The following is an 18666-nucleotide window of genomic DNA, read 5'->3' as shown; positions in this document are numbered from 1 at the left end:
GACCGAACTTGAATATATTGATTAATACACATCCTTTCAAAAATAAAGCGATTGGGGGTTGCCCATGAATCATCCCTCGTTTATTTTGTCCCGAGAAGATTGGTCGCTTCATCGTAAAGGCTACCAGGACCAAGCACGCCATCAACAGAAAGTCCGTGACGCAATCAAGCAGAATTTGCCCGACCTCATCTCCGAAGAAAATATCGTCATGTCCGATGGGCGCCAAATTATAAAAATTCCGATCCGCAGCCTGGATGAATACCACTTCGTGTATAACACGAATAAGAAGAAACACGTCGGGCAAGGGAACGGGGACAGTCAGGTCGGCGATGTGCTCGGAGTCGATCCGACTCCGGCCGGCGGCAAAGGGGAAGGTGCGGGATCGGAGCCCGGCGACGACGTCGTCGAAGCGGAAATTTCGATCGCCGAGCTGGAGACGATGCTGTTCGAAGAGCTGGAGCTGCCCTATCTCAAGAAAAAAGACAAACAGCAGATTGAAGTGAAAGACGTTCGCTTCACCGACGTTCGGCGCAAAGGCATCATGTCCAACATCGACAAGAAACGGACGATCCTCGAAAATCTGCGCAGAAACTCCCGCGACGGCCGCGCCGAGATCGGCGGAATTACACCGGACGACCTTCGTTTCAAAACATGGGAGGAAATCGTGAAGCCGCAGAACAACGCGGTTATTTTGGCGATGATGGATACGTCAGGCTCGATGGGCTCATTCGAGAAGTATTGCGCTCGTTCCTTCTTCTTCTGGATGTCTAGATTCCTGAGGCGGCAGTACGAGAAGGTCGACATCGTGTTCATCGCGCACCACACGGAAGCGAAGGAAGTGACCGAGGAGGAATTTTTCACGCGCGGCGAGAGCGGCGGCACGATCTGCTCTTCGGCTTACGTCAAAGCGTTGGAGATTATCGACTCCCGGTATCCTCCATCGCTATACAACATTTATCCGTTCCACTTCTCGGACGGGGACAATCTGACAAGCGACAACGAGCGTTGCGTGAGATTGATTAAAGAGTTGCTGGAGAGATCCAACATCTTCGGATACGGGGAAGTCAACCAATATAATAGAAGCAGCACGCTCATGTCGGCTTACAAGCATCTGGAGCATCAGCAGTTTCTGTACTACGTCATTAAGGAAAAGGGCGAGATTTATAACGCTTTGAAGACTTTCTTTAAGAAACGGGAAGCAGCGGTGTAACCCAAAAACAACAACCCTGCCTTCCTCTCGGAAGCGCAGGGTTGTTTGCAAACCTCGGAATACGCATAATCAAGACGATATCAGCCCGAGCCTTTCGAGCCGTCCGCCTCATCATTTCCTCTGGCGATTCTTTCATAGAGGAAATCGACGACGTGAAGCACTTCCATCCGACTGCCGGCTCCATGCTTCTCGACGCCCAGCTTCATTTGGAGCAGGCAACCGGGATTGCTCGTCAGCAAATAGCTCGCTTCCGTCCGGGCCGCGTGCTCCATCTTGTGCTCGAGAATTTGACCGGCCATTTCCGGCTGTGTCACGTTATAGATGCCCGCAGAGCCGCAGCAACGGTCCGCTTCTTTCATCTCGACGAAGCGCGCGTTCGAAACGCGTCTCATCAGTTGTCTCGGGGCATCGGCGCTTTTCATGACGTTGCGAAGATGGCAGGAATCTTGGTAAGTAATCGTAACGGGAGCGGCGTCAGGCGCATTATCTTCGTCGAACGCAGGCAATCTCCCCCGTTCGACTAGAAGCTTGCTGACGTCGACGACGCTGGCGGCGAACCAACGGGCTAACTCGCTGTACTGCTGATCGTCCTGCAGCAGATGATCGTATTCGACGAGCAAGGCGCCGCAGCCGCCCGCATTCGAGACGATATATTCGACTCCGGCGTCTTTGAACGCTTGCAAGTTGACTCGGGCAAGCTCCCGCGCTTGATCCATCTCCCCGCTATGGGCGTGTAAGGCGCCGCAACACACCTGCGCGTCCGGAATAACGACCTCGAAACCCGCCTCAGAGAGCAGCTTAACCGTATTTACGTTCGTGTCCGCGAACAGTACATCCATGATGCAGCCTCGGAACAACGCGACCCGCGCAATCTTCTCCCCTTTGGCGGGATATGTCGTTCCGATCCGCTCGACGACCCCTTGACCGCTTGCCTGCGGCAAAATTCGCTCCATTTCCCGAATTTGACCCGGGAACAGCTTCATGATGCCCGTACCTCTCGTTATCGCCCGCAAGCCGGATTTTTGATAGAAAGCCAACGATCTTCCGATCCATTTCAATCGTCCCCGCTTCGGAAATACTCCTTTGAAGAGAACGTTTCGCAAGCCTTTGACAGCCAAGCCGTGTTCGGCGTGTTCTTCGAGCGCGTCTCTGGTTTGCTCGATCAATTGTCCGTACTTGACGTCGGCCGGACACGCGGGCTCGCAAGCTCGACAGCCGAGGCAATGGTTCATTTGATCCGCGAACGCCTGATCCGGTTCCATGACGCCGTCGACGACCGCTTTCATGAGTGCGATTCTTCCTCGAGGAGATTCCGGTTCGAGTCCCGTTTCGCGGAAGGTCGGGCATGCCGGAAGGCAAAAGCCGCAACGCATGCAGTTAGTCAGCTGATCGTAATCGAGCTTGGCGAGCATCGTTCGGGACAGCGGATTAGCATGATTGATGTTAGGCTTTCCGCAAGCCGGTTGTTCAAACTTATCGATCGATGACGAGATTGCTTTAGCCACGCTCGATCACCACCCGTTTCCTCGTTTCTTTGGCGAACATTTTGCCGGGATTGAGCAGGTTAAGCGGATCGAACGCACCCTTGATTCCCTTCATCACATCAATGCCTGCATGGCCGACTTTCCATTCTAAATAAGGGGCTTTGACGAGTCCGACGCCATGTTCGCCCGTGATCGTCCCACCGAGCTCGATGGCCGCTTCGAATATTTCCTCGAATGCCAGCTCGACGCGATGGACCTCCTCGGCATCCCTCGCGTCGGTCGTAGCCGTCGGATGCAGATTTCCGTCGCCCGCGTGACCGAACGTTGCGATCGATACGTCGTACTTCCGCGCAATCTCGTTTATGCGCAGCACCATGTCCGCAATTCGGGAACGGGGAACCGTCGCATCCTCGAGAATCGTCGTTGGACGAATCCGGGCAAGCGCGGTAAACGCGCTGCGTCTAGCGGTCAACAGCTTATCCGCATGCTCCCTCGTTTCCGCAACCTCGATACGATCGGCGCTTTCCTGCTCGCATATTTCCTGAATCCGAGCCATGTCCCGTTCGACCGTCTCCGGGTCTCCGTCCTGTTCGATGAGAAGGATCGCTTCCATATTCCTTGGCAAACCGAGATTTGCGAAATCGTCTACCACGCGGATCGTCGGGTTATCCATGAATTCCAACGTCGCGGGGATGATCTTCGCTTCGATGATTCTGGACACGGTGCGAGCGGCGCCATACAAGTCCTTATACATTGCGAGCATCGTCTTCTTAACTGCCGGTGGCGGAATAAGTTTGAGCGTCGCCTCCGTAATGATCGCTAGCGTCCCCTCAGAGCCGACGAGCAACTTCGTTAAGTCGTATCCGGCGACGTCCTTCATGAGCTTTCCGCCGGTTCGGATGATTTCACCGTTTGCCAGTACTGCCTCCAAGCCGATAACGTAATCTTTCGTCGTGCCGTACTTCAATCCCCGCAAGCCGCCGGAGCATTCCGCGATGTTGCCGCCGATCGTGGAAATCTTCATGCTGCTTGGATCGGGAGGATAGAAGAGTCCTAGGGATTCGATATGTTCGATGAACTCCGCCGTGATCATTCCCGGTTGCACGGTAGCCGTCAAGTTTTCCATATCGACTTCCACGAGTTTGTTCATTCGGTGCATAACCATGACAATGCCGCCATGGACAGGGACAGTGCCCCCGCACAGATTAGAGCCCGAGCCTCGGGAGACGACAGGAACCCGATACTCGGACAGTGCCTTCATAATCTCAGATACTTGCGCTGCGGTTTCGGGATAAATGACGCCGTCCGGCAAATGCTGAAGCATCGGAGTCCCATCGTAGGAATGAGCGACCAGAGACTCGCGGTCGTCTCTGTAGTAGCGGTCGCCGACGATTGTGCGAAGCCTGCGCGTTAAAGCCTCATCTACCATTTGCGTTTCCTCATTTCCGATATTGAGATCAGGTCATCAGATGACTTTGAGCATAATTATATGCTATACTGTTGTCATTGTATAGACCGAATCTGTTTATCGATATAGCAGATACGAGGGGACCTTGATCACATGAAAATCGCAACGGCGAAAGGCCATGAGCTCGTGGCGGATCATCTGCTTCAGCAAATTAAAAACGGGGAACGGAGCCCCGGAGATCGCCTTCCCTCCGTCGTCGAGCTAGCAGAGAACTATGGCGTCGGCCGCTCCACGATCCGCGAGGCAGTCAGCGCACTGAAAGCGATGGGCTGGCTCGACGTCCGCCACGGCGGCGGTACGTTCGTCAGCAAAACGTTGCCGACAGAACCTAAGAACGCCGCCGATCTGCTGTTCCGGGACGCAGGGTCTCTAATCGAACTGCTGGAAGTCCGCAAAGCGCTTGAAGTCGGCGCAGCCTCGCTCGCCGCGACGAGAAGAGATGAGCTTCACCTTCAGCGTCTGCGGAAATTGCTCGTCCTCATGGAGCAAAGCCTAGAACGCAATGATACTGCCGAAGGAGAACGCGCCGACGCCGCGTTTCACCGGGCGATCGTGGACGCTTCGGGCAATCAACTGTTCATACAACTGACCGAGTCGTTGTCCGATCGTTTCGCGTCGTCAATCCGCCAGACGCGCGAACTATGGTTTTATCGCGAGAACGCGACAGCAGCTCGGTTGCTGCAGGAACATCGGAGTATATTCGATGCCATTGAGAAGCAAGATGGAAACTTGGCCGCGTCGTTGATCGGTGATCATGTGGAAAAAGTGATATCCGTCCTGCGAACGGCGTTGGCTCCGCGCGAATGTTAGCGTAATCTTTCCAACGCAATTAGAACGGCGCCCAAGGCGGCCTCTCTCTTAGCCGGAAAAACGTCCAAATCCGGATAATCCTCTTTCAACAAACCGATCAACTCGGACCTAACGAACCTGTTATTGAGCAAGACGCTCCCAGCCAGCGCGAGATTGCCGCTCCGTTGACCCAACCTTTCCACGACGGGAAGGACCAATTCGCGCAATGATCCTGCGCTCCTGCGAGCTATGGTGAGCGCAGCCTCGTCGCCGAGCGCGCAAGCTTCCGACAACAAGGGGGCCAAAGCTGCGATGTCCTTCTTGTTGGTCCGCTTATCGTGCACGAAGCCGACGAGTTCTCGAACCGTATCAATCCCCAGACGTCCGTACACGAGTCCGGTTATCGCGGTAGGAGGTATTCGGCCGTCATTCGCTTTTGCGACTGCCGCGGCGAGCTCTCGGCCGATGCTGTAGCCGCTGCCCTCGTCATCGATGAGATATCCGCACCCGCCGGCGCGATGAGTCAAGCCGGATTCGTTCATCCCGTAACAGATTGATCCGGTGCCGGCGATCAGAATGATGCCGTACGGGCTATCCAACGCGCCGCGCAGCGCCGTTTCATGATCGCCCGTAACCTGGATTCCTCCCCGGTAACCGCACTCCCGCGCAAGGGATGTCAGTCGGGAAACGACCGTCGGATTGCTGACGCCAGCCGCTCCAATGCACAATTGCGCGCAATGCTCTAACCCGCCGCACACCCGGTTGATCGTCTCGAACATCTCCTCGAAGCTGCGGCGGATGCTTTCTTCGTCCTGCCCGTTATAATTAATCGGCCCGGAACTAAAGGCATGTACCTCCGTACCCTGCTCATCGGCGATTAGCACCGCAGTTTTCGTTCCACCGCCATCCATGCCGGCTACGTATCTCATTCGCTGTTCACTTCCTTATCCGAGTTGTTCATCCTCGACCTCTCCGTTAATAAAGATGATAGCGCTCCTTAAGCTTCGCGAACGCTTCGCTTTCCGCCCGGAAATGCGCCAGCATGGCCGGTACGTCTGACGGTTCAGAGTCCCGATATAACCGGTCACCTCCCAACAAATCGATGAAAGGTCTGCTATTTTCCTTGACCGGCGGCAGGAAAGCAAATTCCTCGCAGTTCTGCTTGATCGTAAACATCAGATGGACTCCTGTCTCCAGGGCGCAAACGGCTCGTGCATCCGTTACGTGAATTTGAACGCCTCGGCATAGCTCGTCTTGAAACTTGGAGAAGGTCGGCTTGAAAAAGACAGGGCGAAAGATAACTCCAGGCAGCTTCTTGCGGTTCATCTCGTCCGCCAGCCACTGCGCGTCGATGAAAGGCGCTCCTATCATTTCGAATGGTGAGGTCGTTCCTCTTCCTTCCGATAGATTCGTGCCTTCGAACAGGCAGGTCCCCGAATATAGCAGAGCGGCTTCAAACCGCGGAAGCCCCATGGACGGCTGCACCCAAATGCGGCCGGTATCGGGAAACAGCATGTTCCGTTCCCAGCCTTCGCACCGTACGACGCTCAGCTTTCCGTTCCAGCCCATTTGATCGTTAGCCATCGTTGCCACTTCGCCTGCCGTCAGCCCATATCGTACGGTGAGCGGATAGTTGCCGACGAACGACCGGTAGCCGGGCTTGAGAATATTTCCTTCGACAGTTATGCCGTCCAATGGATTGATCCGATCGAGTACGATGAATTCCTTGCCCGCGTTCGCGCAATCTTCCAAGGCGTAGAGCATCGTATAAATAAACGTATAATACCTGACCCCGACGTCCTGAATGTCGTATACGACCACGTCCACCGCATCCAGCATCTCCGGCGAAAGCCGCTTGGAATCTTGGCGGTACAAGCTGTATACGGGTACGCCCGTGATCGGATCCGGGTAAGTGTCCACGAACGCGCCCGCCTGCTGATCTCCGCGTACGCCGTGCTCGGGAGAGAACAACGCGGCTAAATGATACTTTTCTTGCAAAATTCGAATCGTGGATACGAAGTCAGAGTTTAAGCCGGTCGGCGACGTAATGAGTCCCACTCGCTTCCCTTCGAATAGATGGCCGTATTTGGAAATGCAGTCGATACCGTTTCGGATCGTCATGGCGACTTGGCTCCTCTACAATTCTGTTATAAGCACGCGCATGTTTTCTTCCGGAATCATGAATGTTTCCGCTTTTGAAGTAATCAGTATGATATTTTGCCTAGTACCGTTGACCGCCTCGCCCCCGTCACGTTCGGCAGATTGTTCGGCCGTCCGGCCATCGTGTAATCGGCGAGCAAAGCAAAGGCGATCGCCTCCTTGGCGTCGCTGTTCAGTCCGACGTCTTCTTGGGTCAGCACCTTAACGCCCATCGGTTCAAATTCCTGCTCGATGTATGCCATCAACACAGGATTATAGCTTCCTCCTCCGCCGACGATCATCGCGTCCGCCGGATTACGATCCCGAATAAAGCGGCGATAACCTTCGCCGATCGACCAAGCCGTAAGCTTCGTCACCGTTGCGATCAGATCGTTCGAAGACAGCTTGTACTCCTGTCCATAAAGAAGCAATCTATCAACGTAGGATGAGCCGAACAGCTCTCTGCCTGTCGATTTCGGCAATGGAAGCTTGTAATATTCCTCTTGCTGTAATCGTTCCAGCATGCCAGAATGCACGCTGCCCTCTCGGGCGATCTCTCCACCCGTATCCATCGTTCGTCCGGGATACAGGCGCGCTACAGCTCCGTCGATCAGCATATTTCCCGGGCCGGTATCGAACGCGTATACCTGTTCGGGAGATCCGTTAGCAGGGAGTACCGTTATGTTGCCGATACCCCCGATATTTTGCAACAGTAAGGTCCGATCTCTTTCACGGTAAAGCAAATATTCCGTAAAAGGAACGAGCGGCGCTCCTTGCCCGCCTACGGCCATATCGGCCGGGCGAAAGTCGGAGACGCATGGGATGCCCGTTCTTGCCGCGATTACGGCTCCTTCGCCGATCTGTACCGTATAGCGCAAGTCGAGATCCTCCCAGGACTGGACTTCCGGAGAATGATAGATCGTCTGTCCATGCGAACCGATCACCGCGATGTCTTCCGGTACGAGTTCGGCTTTAGCGATCACGGATAACGCCGCCTTCGCATACAGTTCGCCAAGCATTACATTCATGCGTCCTACTCGGTCTACCGTGGCCATCTTCGGATCGAATAATGCGAAAATCTCTTCCCGTACCGCCGCCGGATAACTCGTATTCTCGAAGGCAATCAATCTGGCTTGCGGCCGTTCTCCGTCAATTCCATCGACGATCTCTATCGCCGCGGCATCAATGCCGTCCACGGAAGTTCCCGACATCAAACCCACGGCATAACGACGACAATTGAAATGCTTATCCGCGTTCATAATCTGCCCTCCGTTCGAGCCCCACAGATGCTCTCTTCTGTATATTTCTGAGGTTAATCTTATTCCGCCTCGCACAATCTCGTCAATCAAATTTGAAATAATATTTCATATATAAATATTGATTTTTGTTTTTTTAATTCTTGTTCTGTGCGAGAAAACTCTTGCAAATCTTGAAATAAAGTTTCAAGAAATCGCGTTGACCACTGAAATAAAATATGTTATTATTCGCTCATGGGAAAATGGAACCGCTTCCAATTCTTTGGTGAGTAACTCTCCGAAAGTTGTTCCGCCTAACCTTCTTTTAACCAAAATCAGGGAGGTCATTACACGTATGTCCAAGAAAAAAATCGTTTCTCTCGCACTTGCATCCATCATGGCAATGTCATCGCTCGCCGCATGCAGTTCCAAGAACAACAACGGCGAATCCGCTTCGCCGTCACCAAGCGCGGGCTCAAGCTCGCAGGCATCGACAACGCCGAACAAAGCGGAAGACAAATTGAAATTTTCCATCTTCTACTCCGACAACGCGACGTTGCCGTTCAAGGAAGATTGGCTGGTGGTCCAGGAAGTCGAGAAACGTTTCAACGTGGATATCCATTTCGAAGTCATTCCGATCGCCGACTACCAGACGAAAGTTTCTCTCGCGCTCAACACCGGAAACAACGCGCCGGACGTTATTCTGTACCAATCCACCAAAGGGGAGAACGCCTCCTTGGCCTTGAACGGCGCTATCGTTCCGATCAGCGATTACTCCGATTGGACTCCTAACTTCAATGCTAAAGTCAAGGAATTCGGCCTAGAAAATGATCTCGCGGCTCTCAACCTGAAGGACGGCAAACGTTACTACCTGCCTTCGCTTTACGATAAGCCGTTCTACGACGGCGGCCTGATCCTGAGAAAGGATCTGCTGGAGAAATACGGACAGCAAGAGCCGAAAACGTTCGACGATCTGTACAACGTGCTGAAGAAATTCAAGGCGGAAAACCCGGATTCCTATCCGCTGACAATTCTCGCCGGCCCGCGGGTTCTGTACCGTATGACGATGCCTTCCTTCGGCATCAGCGTAGGCAAAAACGGCGCCGACGGCTCAAGAACGCTTAGCTGGGATTACGAGAAACAAACCTACTTCCCGGGCGCCATCAGCGACCAGTACAAAGAATACATGAAGTTCTTCTCCAAGCTGTACGCGGAAGGCTTGCTGGATCCGGAGATGGCCGACCCGATCGACGGAGACAAATGGTCCACGAAGCTCGCGACCGGCAAATCCTTTGCTTCCTATGCTTATTACGACCAAATCGGCGGCGTGGAAGGCGCGGCGACGGAAGCCGGATTCGACCTGCAAATGTATCCGCCGCTCGCAGGCCCGGCGGGAGCGCACCATCAACAGAAGAGCAGAACAGGCTCCGGTATCATGTTCCCGAAAAAAACGGCGGACCGCAAGGATTTCGAACAACTGGTCAAAAAAATCGACGAAATCTTCTTCTCCGATGAGGGATCGAAAATTTGGGGTCTCGGCGCCGAAGGCGTAACCTACACAATGGACGGCGACAAAATCAAGTACGCCGACGAGATCGTCAACTCTCCTAACGGTATCTACAAAACGATGCAGTTGAACTACGGCGCAGGTTCCGACGTTACCCAACTGGTATGGGTCAACGCGCGGGAAATGACGAAGTACGATGAAAATTACAGCCAGATCAACGCCACGGTCGCCTCGATGAAGGATCCGATCCAGGCTATTCCTCCGACGCCGATGTTCGACGACATGACGGCAGAGGAAGCCGCTTCCCTTCAGACGCCACTGTACGATACGTTCGAAGTGTGGGCCGACGGCTTCTTGACCGGCAAGAAAAGCTTGGATAAAGATTGGGATAAGTATGTGAAAGAAATGAAGACGCTGCAGATTGAGAAATTCACTCAAATGTACAACGACAACTTGAAAAAATAAGCGGATTCCGGAAATTCCAATGAATTGAATAAAGGCCTGCCAGGAAAAATGGAGTCACGGGTTGACCGACATTTTTGCGGCAGGTCTTTGTTCATCCGGGTACGCGCGGCTCCGCCGTCTCCCTCAACCCAGCGAAGAAGGTGAAAGATTATGACCGATACGACGATGGTTTCCAAGTCTCCGCGCGATAACGTTACCCCGCGTTCTTCGTCGAGCCGCCATTTTCGCCGTTATTGGCAGCTTTACGTGATGATGTTGCTGCCCTTGTGCCACTTTATACTGTTCAAATACGCGCCGCTCATCGGCAACGTCTTGGCTTTCCGGCGCTACCGTCCCGGCATGGGCCCGTACGGCACCGAGTGGGTCGGATGGGCTTACTTCGAACGTTTTCTTCAGGACCCGGCCTTCTGGCGCGCTTTCAACAATACGCTTATTCTGTCGTTCGGGAACATCCTGATCAATTTCCCGATTCCGATCATCTTCGCTCTGCTGCTGTACGAAGTGCGCTCGAAGAGATTCCGCAAATTCGTGCAGACCATTTCGTATATGCCGCGATTTATTTCCACGGTAGTCGTCATCGCGATTCTGGGCGAGCTTCTCTCCCCCAGCTCCGGACTACTGAACCGGGTGCTCGGCAGTTTGTTCGGCATGGATCCGATTTATTTCGTCAACGAACCGCAGTTCTTCCGTCCGATCTACATCCTTACCGATACGTGGCAATATACGGGTTGGACCGCCATTATTTATTTGGCCGCCATTACCGGCGTCAACCGCGAGATGTTCGAAGCGGCGGAAATCGACGGCGCCAGCCGGTTCCAGAAGGTGATCTACGTGACCATTCCTTCGATCATGTCCACGATCATGGTCATGCTGATCCTGAACGTCGGTTCGCTCCTGAGCCTCGGATTCGAGAAAGTGCTGCTGCTCTATACGCCGTCCAACGCCGCGGTAAGCGACATTATCGACACTCTTGTCTACCGTACCGGCCTCATGAACCAGAACTATTCCTATGCGACAGCAATTGGACTGTTCAGCGGAGTCATCGGCGTCATTCTCGTATCCAGCACCAACTGGCTCAGCAAAAAAATGTCCGGTGAAAGCATCTATTAACCCGGAAAGGAGCGGCATCGCATGAACAAACAACGAAAATATCGGCCCCTGACGATCGGCGACGTGCTTATTAACGGTTTTATGGTACTCGTCGTCCTGATCTGCTTCGTCCCGTTTCTCTATATGCTGGCATTGTCGCTGTCGAGCCCCGACGCGATCATCAACAACAAAGTCTCGCTCTTTCCCGTCGGTTTGAACTTCGAAGCGTACAAGCAGATTTTCACTTATCCGAACTTCTTCAAGGCATACGGCAATACGATATTCTACACCATCGGGGGAACGTTGATCTCACTGTTCATGAGCGCCTTGTTCGCCTATGCAATGTCCAAGCAATTTCTCAAGGGACATAAGCTGGTCATGATGCTCATCGTTTTCTCGATGTTTTTCTCCGGCGGACTCATCCCGACCTACCTGCTGATCTCCGATCTTCACCTGACCGGCACGGTATGGGCGATGCTAATCCCTTTCGCCATCAACCAGTTCAACCTGATCATTCTGATCAACTTCTTCCGGGCCATTCCGGCGGAAATAGAAGAAGCCGCCATAATCGATGGCTTGAATTATTTCGGGATATTGCAGCGGGTAATCCTACCTCTGTCCACGCCCGCGCTGGCCACGATCGGCTTATACACCGCCGTCTTCTTCTGGAACGACTGGTTTAACGGCTTGATCTATCTTAATACGAATCAATACCCGGTCATGCTTTTCCTGCGCAATATCGTAAACGGAACGGCCATGGTCGGAGACGGAGCCGGAGCGGCCGACAAGAGCACGATCGCCATGTCGATCAAATCGGCGGTCATCATTACGTCTACGCTGCCGATCATCATCCTGTACCCGATGCTTCAGCGCTTTTTCGTCGCCGGCTTGACGGTCGGCTCGGTCAAGGGCTAACGCTGATCGGCGATCGGATGCCAGGAACCACGAGAGCGCCCCGCCGGAGGGGCAGGCTTCGCTCTCGGCCTCTCTAGATCTTCCGATGCGTTCGGCAGGATTCGGAGCTGCGGATCAGGTTTTGAATCACGTTGTCGTAATTTTGGTTGGCCATGGCCGTGAACAGCACATCGATGATGATCAATTGCGAGATGCGGCTGCTCATGGCTCCGCTACGATGATTGATTTCCGGAGACGACGTGTAGAGCTCGTAGTCGGATTTGGCGGCTAACGGATTTTTGCCCAGTCGGGTCAAGGAAACCATTGTCGCATTGGCGGTTTGGGAGGCGATGTCGAAAGCTTCGTTCACTTCCTTGGTCATGCCGGAATGGCTGATGAAAAAGCAGACATCCCCTTCCCGAGTGTTGGCCGCGTAGGTCAATTGAATATGTCCGTCATGGCTGAAGCAGACGTTGCTGCCAATGCGCAGCAGCTTGTTGTAGAAATCTTCGGCCACGAGCGCGGAAGCGCCTACGCCGAACAGCTTCACGGATCGCGCTTCGATGAGCTTCCGCACGACCGCGTCTACCACTTCGGTGTTAAGCAGGCTAATGGTATCTTCGATAGATTGCATACTGCTGCTTTTGATCGCTTTGAAAACATCCGGGAGTCCGGCGTAATCTTTGATATCGGTAAAAATGAAGCGGTTCTTGTCTTCATCCTCCGCCGCGCTGCTGTTGAGCTCGCTGAACAAGCTTCGCTTCATGTCCTTCAGGCCGTCGAAGCCGAGGGCTTTGGCCAGCCTTACCCAGGCGACCTGGCTAATGCCGGCATTCTCCGCCAGTTGGGCGATCGGTAGATGAAATAGACTCTCGACATCGGCAAGAAAGTAATCCGCCGCTTTCTTCTCGGAGTTGCTTAAGGCGCTATAGACGTTTCGTATGCGAATTTCTATATTGGTCAAATCTATCACCCGCCCCAATTTTTATAGAAAAGGAAAATTATTCTCATTATACGCAGAGCGTTCGACAGAATCAAACCTCTATCGCGTCCAGAAAAGGATGGATGAATCATGACATCGTACTTCGCGCAATTGACAACGGAAATGAACAACCCCGCTACCTCGGCTATCGACGAGTGCGACACACGAGAAATGCTCCTCTTGATGAATCAAGAAGATCAGCGTGTTCCCGAATCGGTCCGCCAGGAGATCGATGCGATCGCCGACGCGGTGGATATAGTGGTGAAATCGCTGAAGAACGGGGGACGGATGTACTACGTAGGGGCCGGTACCTCGGGACGGCTGGGCGTGCTGGACGCCAGCGAATGTCCACCGACCTACGGAACCGATCCCGAGCTTGTGCAGGCTTACATCGCCGGAGGAGATACCGCCATCCGAACAGCCGTGGAAGGCAGCGAGGACGACTCGGAGAGCGGCGCGCTACTGATCCGGGAGAAGGGCGTACGCATCGGCGACGTGGTCGTCGGAATCACCGCGAGCGGCACTACCCCTTACGTGCTGGGCGCCATTCGCCAAGCCCAGGAGAGCGGAGCGGCAACGATAGGCGTCGTCACCAACAAAAATTCCCGGCTGAGCGAACTGTGCGATATCTGCATCGCTCCGGTGGTCGGTCCGGAGGTCATCGCCGGGTCCACCCGGCTGAAAAGCGGTTCCGCCCAGAAGCTGGTGCTGAATATGCTGACAACCGGCGCCATGATCAAACTGGGCAAAGTCTACAACAACCTGATGGTAGACCTGAAAGCCAGCAACAGCAAGCTCTACGACCGCTCCATCCGCATCGTGCGCGAAGTGACCGGTGCCTCCGAGCAACAGGCGGCGGAGACGTTGAAGCAGGCCGGGCTGCACGTGAAGACTGCTATTCTGATGCTGGAGACCGGTGCGGATTTCGGAGAAGCGACGACGCTGCTCGAGCTGAACGAAGGCAAACTCAAGGCGGCGATCCGCAGCCGAAAAGGGCCTGAACCTGGAGGAAATGAAGATGATTAATGACTTATCTCTTACCTATCAAATCGGACAACGGATGATGGCGGGATTTGACGGTCCCCGCCTGGATGAAGCGTTTATCAACCTAGTGAAAACGTGGAAAATCGGCAACGTTATCCTGTTCGCTTGGAATATTACGGACAAGGAGCAGCTTAGGGAGCTATGCCAGGAGATTCAGCAGTTGGTGCTGGAGGAGACCGGCCAACCCGCGTTTATCGCCATCGATCAGGAAGGCGGAGCCGTCTCCCGTCTGCCGGGAGACGCGACCCGCATTCCAGGGGCTATGGCCATCGCCGCGACGGGCGACCCAGACAACGCCTATGCGGCAGGAAGGATAACCGCGCTGGAACTGAGGGCGCTCGGCGTCAACTTCAACCTGTCGCCCGTGCTGGACGTCAATTCCAATGACGCGAACCCCGTCATCGGCGTGCGCAGCTACGGGGAGAAGCCGGAGACGGTCATTCGCTTCGCCCTGCCCATGATGCGGGGGTTGGAGGACGGCGGCGCGCTTAGCTGCGGGAAACATTTCCCGGGACACGGGGATACGAGCGTAGATTCCCATCTTGCGCTTCCCGTCGTGGATAAAACGATGGACGAGCTTCGGAGAATCGAGCTGGCGCCCTTCCAGGCTGCCGTCGAAGCCGGAATTCCGGCCATCATGTCTTCCCATATCGTGTTTCCTCAATTGGACCCGGAGCTACCCGCGACGATGTCCCGGAAAATATTGACCGGACTGCTGCGGGAAGAGATGGGCTTCCAAGGATTGATCATGACGGACTGCATGGAGATGAAGGCGATCCAGCATTCCTTCGGCACCGTTAAGGGAACTGTCGAAGCCGCCAAAGCCGGGGCCGATCTGCTGCTCGTCTCCCACACCGCCTCCTTGGCCGCCGCTTCTGCGCAGGCGATCCGGGAGGCCTTGGAAGCGGGAGAGATCGACCAAGCGGAATGGGAACGGTCGCTTGAGCGCATCTCCGCTCTTAAGAAGAAGTATTTGAACCGTCCGGCCGACAATCCGTCGATCGTCGGCTGCTCCGCCCATGCGGAAGAGAACCGCAAGCTGCTGGAGCGGACGTTAACGCCGATCCGCATGTCCGGCGGACAGTTTCCGCCCCTTGGTGATAGCCCCTATTTTATAGGCTGCGCGATCTTCCGAGCCACGAAGGTGTCCAATCTCGCCGACGATCCATTAACCTTCCCCGCTTATATGGCGGAGAAGTTAGGGGGGCGCGCGGAGGTCACACCTTCGAATCCGACGGAGGACGAAATCGCTGCGATCGTCGCGCGAACGACCGGAGCCAGCTGCATCGTGATCGGAACCTACAACGGCCACCTCAATCAGGGCCAGTTGGAACTGGTGAACCGCTTGGCGTCGCAAGGCGTTCCCGTTATCGCGGTCGCCTTGCGGAATCCTTACGACCTGAGGCATCTGAATCCGGCGATCTGGTCGTTGGCCGCTTACGAATATACCGCCCAAATCTTCGACGCTGTCGCGAACGTGCTTCAGGGCAAGTCGGAAGCCGTCGGCAAACCGACAGTCACCATACTTTCTGAGTAACCCTAACGAGGAGTGAACGAGAAATGGCAGATATGCTCGTCAATTTACTGAAGCTTCCACCCCAGGAGGAGCTTCTCGCCAGACTGGAGCATGAGGGCATCCGCATTCACCGCGCGCTCGCCCCGGATAAGCTCCGTGTCGTCGAGTGGGTAGCGCAACATTCCAGCCGCAACGCCGCGGGAGAAGCCGACGTCTGCTTTTCCCGAACGCCAGTTACCTGTTACTTGGCCACCCGAGGCGCGGACATCCTCGGCTATGCCTGCTACGAAGCTACAGCGCCGAATTTCTTCGGTCCCACTCGTGTGCTAGACTCGGAGCAAGGCAAGGGCATCGGCAAGGCGCTGCTGCTCAAGAGCCTATATGGCATGAGGGAAGCCGGCTACGTCTACGCGATCATAGGAGGCGTCGGACCAGCTGATTTTTACGAGAAAGCCGTCGGAGCGATTCGAATTCCGGATTCCACTCCGGGGATCTACCAGGATTTTCTCGGCGCAAAGATCAGGTAGAGCCCGCTGCTCGACAACCTAGGTCAAGGCGTTCGAAATGATCGTATCCCGGTATCCTCCGTCGCTATACAACATAAACCCTCCAAAATAACAACCCTGCCTTCCTTTCGGAAGCGCAGGGTTGTTTGCAATTTACTATTCTTCTGACATTCGTAAAGCTCCAACAATCGATTCCATTATTCCGATTGTCGGATCCACACGAGCATCTCGCCGGGATCGCGATTACCCCATAACGTATAAGGAACGGCAAGAAGTCGATGCCCTTCGCGCTTATAGGGCTCGGATCGATAGAGAGGATTGTGCAACTGCTCGGTTTCGATAATCCTCTGTCCCTCCGCCTCCAGAAATACGACACCGCCACGCCATTCCGCATGAACGACTCGAATGGGAGCAGTCGCCGGCAGCGTTAAAGATGCTAGAGGAGCACCGTTGTCCGTTTCCTCGAAGCAATAAACGAGCGGACCGCGCTGAAGAGCGACTCGTCCGGCGTTCGCGCGAAGATTAGGGTGAGCATAGATCCGTTGCGGCTCCATGTCCAACTCGATCGTCAGTACATCGCCTGTTCGCCAGTCTCGGTTAAAGTACGCATATCCATCCTCAATGATCGGAGCAATTGATTCCCCGTTGATAGAGAAGGTGCTCGTCTTCGACCAACCGGGAACGCGCATCGCGAGCGTGAATACTCCTTCCCCTTCCGCCTCTGCAACGGTAAGTTTAGCTTCGCCTTTCCAAGGTAGACCGCTATCGAGCTTAAGTCGAACTTTGCGACCGGACAGCTCCAGCTCCGTCTCGTTGGCGATATACAGGTGCGTATAAAGAGTATTTTCGTCGGATGTGAAAATATAGTGCGCGAGCGAGGAGAGGATGCGGGCGACGTTGGGTGGACAACATGCGCATCCGTACCATTTCTGCCTAACTGCCTTCACATGGTGCTTGCCTGGATTACGCTCGCTTGCCTCCGGCCATACCTCCATCGGGTTTACGTAGAAGTAATGCTTGCCGTCTCCCGCCATTCCGGCCGTGACCGTATTGTATAGCGCCCTCTCCATCACGTCGCCGTATTCGCCTTTAGCCTTCAGTTGTAACATACGACGCGCAAAAAAAATGAGGCCGATCGAGGCGCAAGTCTCGGAATAATTCGTATCGTTAGGCAGATCATAATCGAAAGTAAAAGCTTCCCCGTGATGAGTCGAACCTATGCTGCCTGTGACATACATCTGACGGTGGACGAGGTTGTTCCACAAGCGCTCGCAAGCGGCTAACAAACTCGCGTCCCCTTTGTGCAATACCAGATCGGCCATAGCTGTGTACATATAGACTGCTCTTACCGCGTGGCCGATAGCTGTTGCTTGCTCCCGCACGGGCTGATGCGCTTGGAGATATTCTAGACCTGGAGTTTTCTGGACGACGCCCGGATACCAGAGGGATATACGGCCCCGTTGTTCCCATTCCTTGTGAAGGAAATTCGGCTCCCTGCCGCGTTCATCGATCAGATAACCCGCAAGGTTCAAATAACGAGATTCGCCGGTTGCCTCATACAGCTTCACCAGCGCAAGCTCCAACTCCTGATGGCCGTCATACCCGCGAATTTGCCCCGGTTCGGGGCCAAAGCGATCGTCGATATGATCTGCGAAACGCATAGCCACATCCAACAATTGCATTTTTCCCGTTCCATGATAATAAGAAACGGCAGCTTCGATCAGATGGCCTGCCGTATACATCTCATGGCAATCCGTCAGATTGGTCCAGCGCTTATCAGGCTCGGCTACGGTAAAGTAAGTGTTCAAGTAGCCGTCATCCTGCTGCGCGGAGGCGATCAATCGAATCGCTTCGTCCGCGGTGTTTTCCAGATCAGCATCGGGTGTTACCGCTAGCGAGTAACCGACCGCTTCCAGCCACTTATACAAATCGGTATCCTGAAATACAAATCCTGCGAACTCGCCCTCTTCTAACCCCGCCGCGATACGAAAATTACGAATGGCATGGCTAGGCTCGGCATCGGGAATTCTGTCGTTTATAGCTTCCCATTGATAGGGGATAACCGTATTTCGAATCAAGTCGACATAGGGAGACCAGTAACGATCTTGTATGCTGACCGATTTCAAATCAAGCTGATGAGAGTAATCATGCTTCTTAACTTCCAACATCTTAACCACGCTCCGCTCATTGTTGAATGGTTTAGGATTTCCCCTCGTAGTATGTCTGGGGACCCGCTAAAACTATCATAAAAGGAATGGGGGTCGCTTGTCGGTAGGGTTTGAAGTATAATAGGTGTCAAAAAATGACTTCATTTGTGCGCCTAGCTAGAGGAAGGAGG

The 18666-nt window shown here is 54.2% G+C and carries 15 protein-coding genes; 8 read left to right on the top strand and 7 right to left on the bottom strand.

Features of this window, described 5'->3' with window-relative positions:
• The first annotated feature begins 64 nt into the window (after positions 1–64).
• The gene (gene yhbH, locus L3D05_RS05975; RefSeq protein ID WP_239615098.1) at positions 65–1210 is read left to right on the top strand and encodes a sporulation protein YhbH; all 1146 of its coding nucleotides are present in this window, start codon (positions 65–67) and stop codon (positions 1208–1210) included.
• 80 nt (positions 1211–1290) lie between these two features.
• On the opposite strand, the gene L3D05_RS05970 is transcribed toward yhbH, so the two are convergent.
• Both L3D05_RS05970 and L3D05_RS05965 read right to left on the bottom strand, forming a co-directional pair.
• On the bottom strand, positions 1291–2622 hold the full coding sequence (locus tag L3D05_RS05970; RefSeq protein ID WP_239615347.1) for a (Fe-S)-binding protein: 1332 nt from the start codon (positions 2620–2622) through the stop codon (positions 1291–1293).
• Between the two features lie 85 nt (positions 2623–2707).
• Positions 2708–4123 carry an FAD-linked oxidase C-terminal domain-containing protein gene (locus L3D05_RS05965; RefSeq protein ID WP_239615097.1) on the bottom strand — a complete coding sequence of 472 codons (1416 nt, stop codon included), beginning with the start codon at positions 4121–4123 and terminating at the stop codon, positions 2708–2710.
• A 132-nt stretch (positions 4124–4255) separates the two neighbouring features.
• Between L3D05_RS05965 and L3D05_RS05960 the strand changes: the two genes are divergently transcribed.
• Positions 4256–4972 (top strand): FadR/GntR family transcriptional regulator, encoded by a 717-nt coding sequence (locus tag L3D05_RS05960; RefSeq protein WP_239615096.1) that lies wholly within the window; start codon positions 4256–4258, stop codon positions 4970–4972.
• Here the strand turns inward: L3D05_RS05960 and L3D05_RS05955 are convergent.
• The 3 genes from L3D05_RS05955 to L3D05_RS05945 all read right to left on the bottom strand — a co-directional run bounded on the left by L3D05_RS05955 (position 4969) and on the right by L3D05_RS05945 (position 8349).
• The gene (locus tag L3D05_RS05955) at positions 4969–5880 is read right to left on the bottom strand and encodes an N-acetylglucosamine kinase (RefSeq protein WP_239615095.1); all 912 of its coding nucleotides are present in this window, start codon (positions 5878–5880) and stop codon (positions 4969–4971) included. The two genes, L3D05_RS05960 and L3D05_RS05955, sit on opposite strands and share 4 nt — an antisense overlap.
• Before the next feature lie 46 nt (positions 5881–5926).
• The gene (locus L3D05_RS05950; protein WP_239615094.1) at positions 5927–7072 is read right to left on the bottom strand and encodes an exo-beta-N-acetylmuramidase NamZ family protein; all 1146 of its coding nucleotides are present in this window, start codon (positions 7070–7072) and stop codon (positions 5927–5929) included.
• Positions 7073–7155: 83 nt separating this feature from the next.
• Positions 7156–8349, bottom strand: coding sequence for an anhydro-N-acetylmuramic acid kinase (locus L3D05_RS05945; RefSeq protein ID WP_239615093.1), 1194 nt, complete (start codon positions 8347–8349; stop codon positions 7156–7158).
• A 331-nt stretch (positions 8350–8680) separates the two neighbouring features.
• Here L3D05_RS05945 and L3D05_RS05940 point away from each other — a divergent pair, with 331 nt between their 5' ends.
• From L3D05_RS05940 to L3D05_RS05930, 3 genes are all read left to right on the top strand, one after another.
• Positions 8681–10297 (top strand): extracellular solute-binding protein, encoded by a 1617-nt coding sequence (locus L3D05_RS05940; protein WP_239615092.1) that lies wholly within the window; start codon positions 8681–8683, stop codon positions 10295–10297.
• Positions 10298–10447: 150 nt separating this feature from the next.
• On the top strand, positions 10448–11407 hold the full coding sequence (locus L3D05_RS05935; protein WP_239615091.1) for an ABC transporter permease: 960 nt from the start codon (positions 10448–10450) through the stop codon (positions 11405–11407).
• Between the two features lie 21 nt (positions 11408–11428).
• Positions 11429–12301: a carbohydrate ABC transporter permease gene (locus tag L3D05_RS05930; RefSeq protein ID WP_239615090.1), complete on the top strand. Its 873-nt coding sequence runs from the start codon at positions 11429–11431 to the stop codon at positions 12299–12301.
• Between the two features lie 73 nt (positions 12302–12374).
• Here the strand turns inward: L3D05_RS05930 and L3D05_RS05925 are convergent, their stop codons facing one another.
• The gene (locus L3D05_RS05925; protein ID WP_239615089.1) at positions 12375–13244 is read right to left on the bottom strand and encodes a MurR/RpiR family transcriptional regulator; all 870 of its coding nucleotides are present in this window, start codon (positions 13242–13244) and stop codon (positions 12375–12377) included.
• Positions 13245–13352: 108 nt separating this feature from the next.
• On the opposite strand from L3D05_RS05925, the gene murQ reads away from it, so the two are divergent.
• From murQ to L3D05_RS05910, 3 genes are read left to right on the top strand one after another with little or no spacing between them, the layout of a single operon-like run.
• Positions 13353–14288, top strand: coding sequence for an N-acetylmuramic acid 6-phosphate etherase (murQ, locus tag L3D05_RS05920; RefSeq protein WP_239615088.1), 936 nt, complete (start codon positions 13353–13355; stop codon positions 14286–14288).
• Complete coding sequence (gene nagZ / locus L3D05_RS05915; protein ID WP_239615087.1) at positions 14281–15843, top strand: beta-N-acetylhexosaminidase; 1563 nt, start codon at positions 14281–14283, stop codon at positions 15841–15843. Before murQ ends, nagZ begins: the two co-directional genes overlap by 8 nt.
• Positions 15844–15866: 23 nt before the next feature.
• On the top strand, positions 15867–16349 hold the full coding sequence (locus tag L3D05_RS05910) for a GNAT family N-acetyltransferase (protein WP_239615086.1): 483 nt from the start codon (positions 15867–15869) through the stop codon (positions 16347–16349).
• 176 nt (positions 16350–16525) lie between these two features.
• Here L3D05_RS05910 and L3D05_RS05905 read toward each other — a convergent pair whose 3' ends face one another.
• A complete protein-coding gene (locus L3D05_RS05905) occupies positions 16526–18496 on the bottom strand; it encodes a glycoside hydrolase family 127 protein (protein ID WP_239615085.1) in 1971 nt (656 codons plus the stop codon).
• Positions 18497–18666 lie beyond the last annotated feature (170 nt).

It is taken from the genome of Cohnella mopanensis, assembly GCF_022352055.1.
Lineage (GTDB): Bacteria > Bacillota > Bacilli > Paenibacillales > Paenibacillaceae > Cohnella > Cohnella mopanensis.
This window is presented reverse-complemented; position numbering and strand designations above follow the sequence as displayed.

Bases quoted from the DNA above. Each gene is read 5' to 3' on its own strand.
- L3D05_RS05910 (WP_239615086.1), top strand. From the start codon at position 15,867: ATGGCAGATATGCTCGTCAATTTACTGAAGCTTCCACCCCAGGAGGAG.
- L3D05_RS05970 (WP_239615347.1), bottom strand. From the start codon at position 2,622: ATGCTCGCCAAGCTCGATTACGATCAGCTGACTAACTGCATGCGTTGC.
- L3D05_RS05950 (WP_239615094.1), bottom strand. From the start codon at position 7,072: ATGACGATCCGAAACGGTATCGACTGCATTTCCAAATACGGCCATCTA.
- murQ (WP_239615088.1), top strand. From the start codon at position 13,353: ATGACATCGTACTTCGCGCAATTGACAACGGAAATGAACAACCCCGCT.
- L3D05_RS05960 (WP_239615096.1), top strand. From the start codon at position 4,256: ATGAAAATCGCAACGGCGAAAGGCCATGAGCTCGTGGCGGATCATCTG.
- L3D05_RS05965 (WP_239615097.1), bottom strand. From the start codon at position 4,123: ATGGTAGATGAGGCTTTAACGCGCAGGCTTCGCACAATCGTCGGCGAC.
- L3D05_RS05940 (WP_239615092.1), top strand. From the start codon at position 8,681: ATGTCCAAGAAAAAAATCGTTTCTCTCGCACTTGCATCCATCATGGCA.
- L3D05_RS05930 (WP_239615090.1), top strand. From the start codon at position 11,429: ATGAACAAACAACGAAAATATCGGCCCCTGACGATCGGCGACGTGCTT.
- L3D05_RS05955 (WP_239615095.1), bottom strand. From the start codon at position 5,880: ATGAGATACGTAGCCGGCATGGATGGCGGTGGAACGAAAACTGCGGTG.
- nagZ (WP_239615087.1), top strand. From the start codon at position 14,281: ATGATTAATGACTTATCTCTTACCTATCAAATCGGACAACGGATGATG.
- yhbH (WP_239615098.1), top strand. From the start codon at position 65: ATGAATCATCCCTCGTTTATTTTGTCCCGAGAAGATTGGTCGCTTCAT.
- L3D05_RS05905 (WP_239615085.1), bottom strand. From the start codon at position 18,496: ATGTTGGAAGTTAAGAAGCATGATTACTCTCATCAGCTTGATTTGAAA.
- L3D05_RS05935 (WP_239615091.1), top strand. From the start codon at position 10,448: ATGACCGATACGACGATGGTTTCCAAGTCTCCGCGCGATAACGTTACC.
- L3D05_RS05945 (WP_239615093.1), bottom strand. From the start codon at position 8,349: ATGAACGCGGATAAGCATTTCAATTGTCGTCGTTATGCCGTGGGTTTG.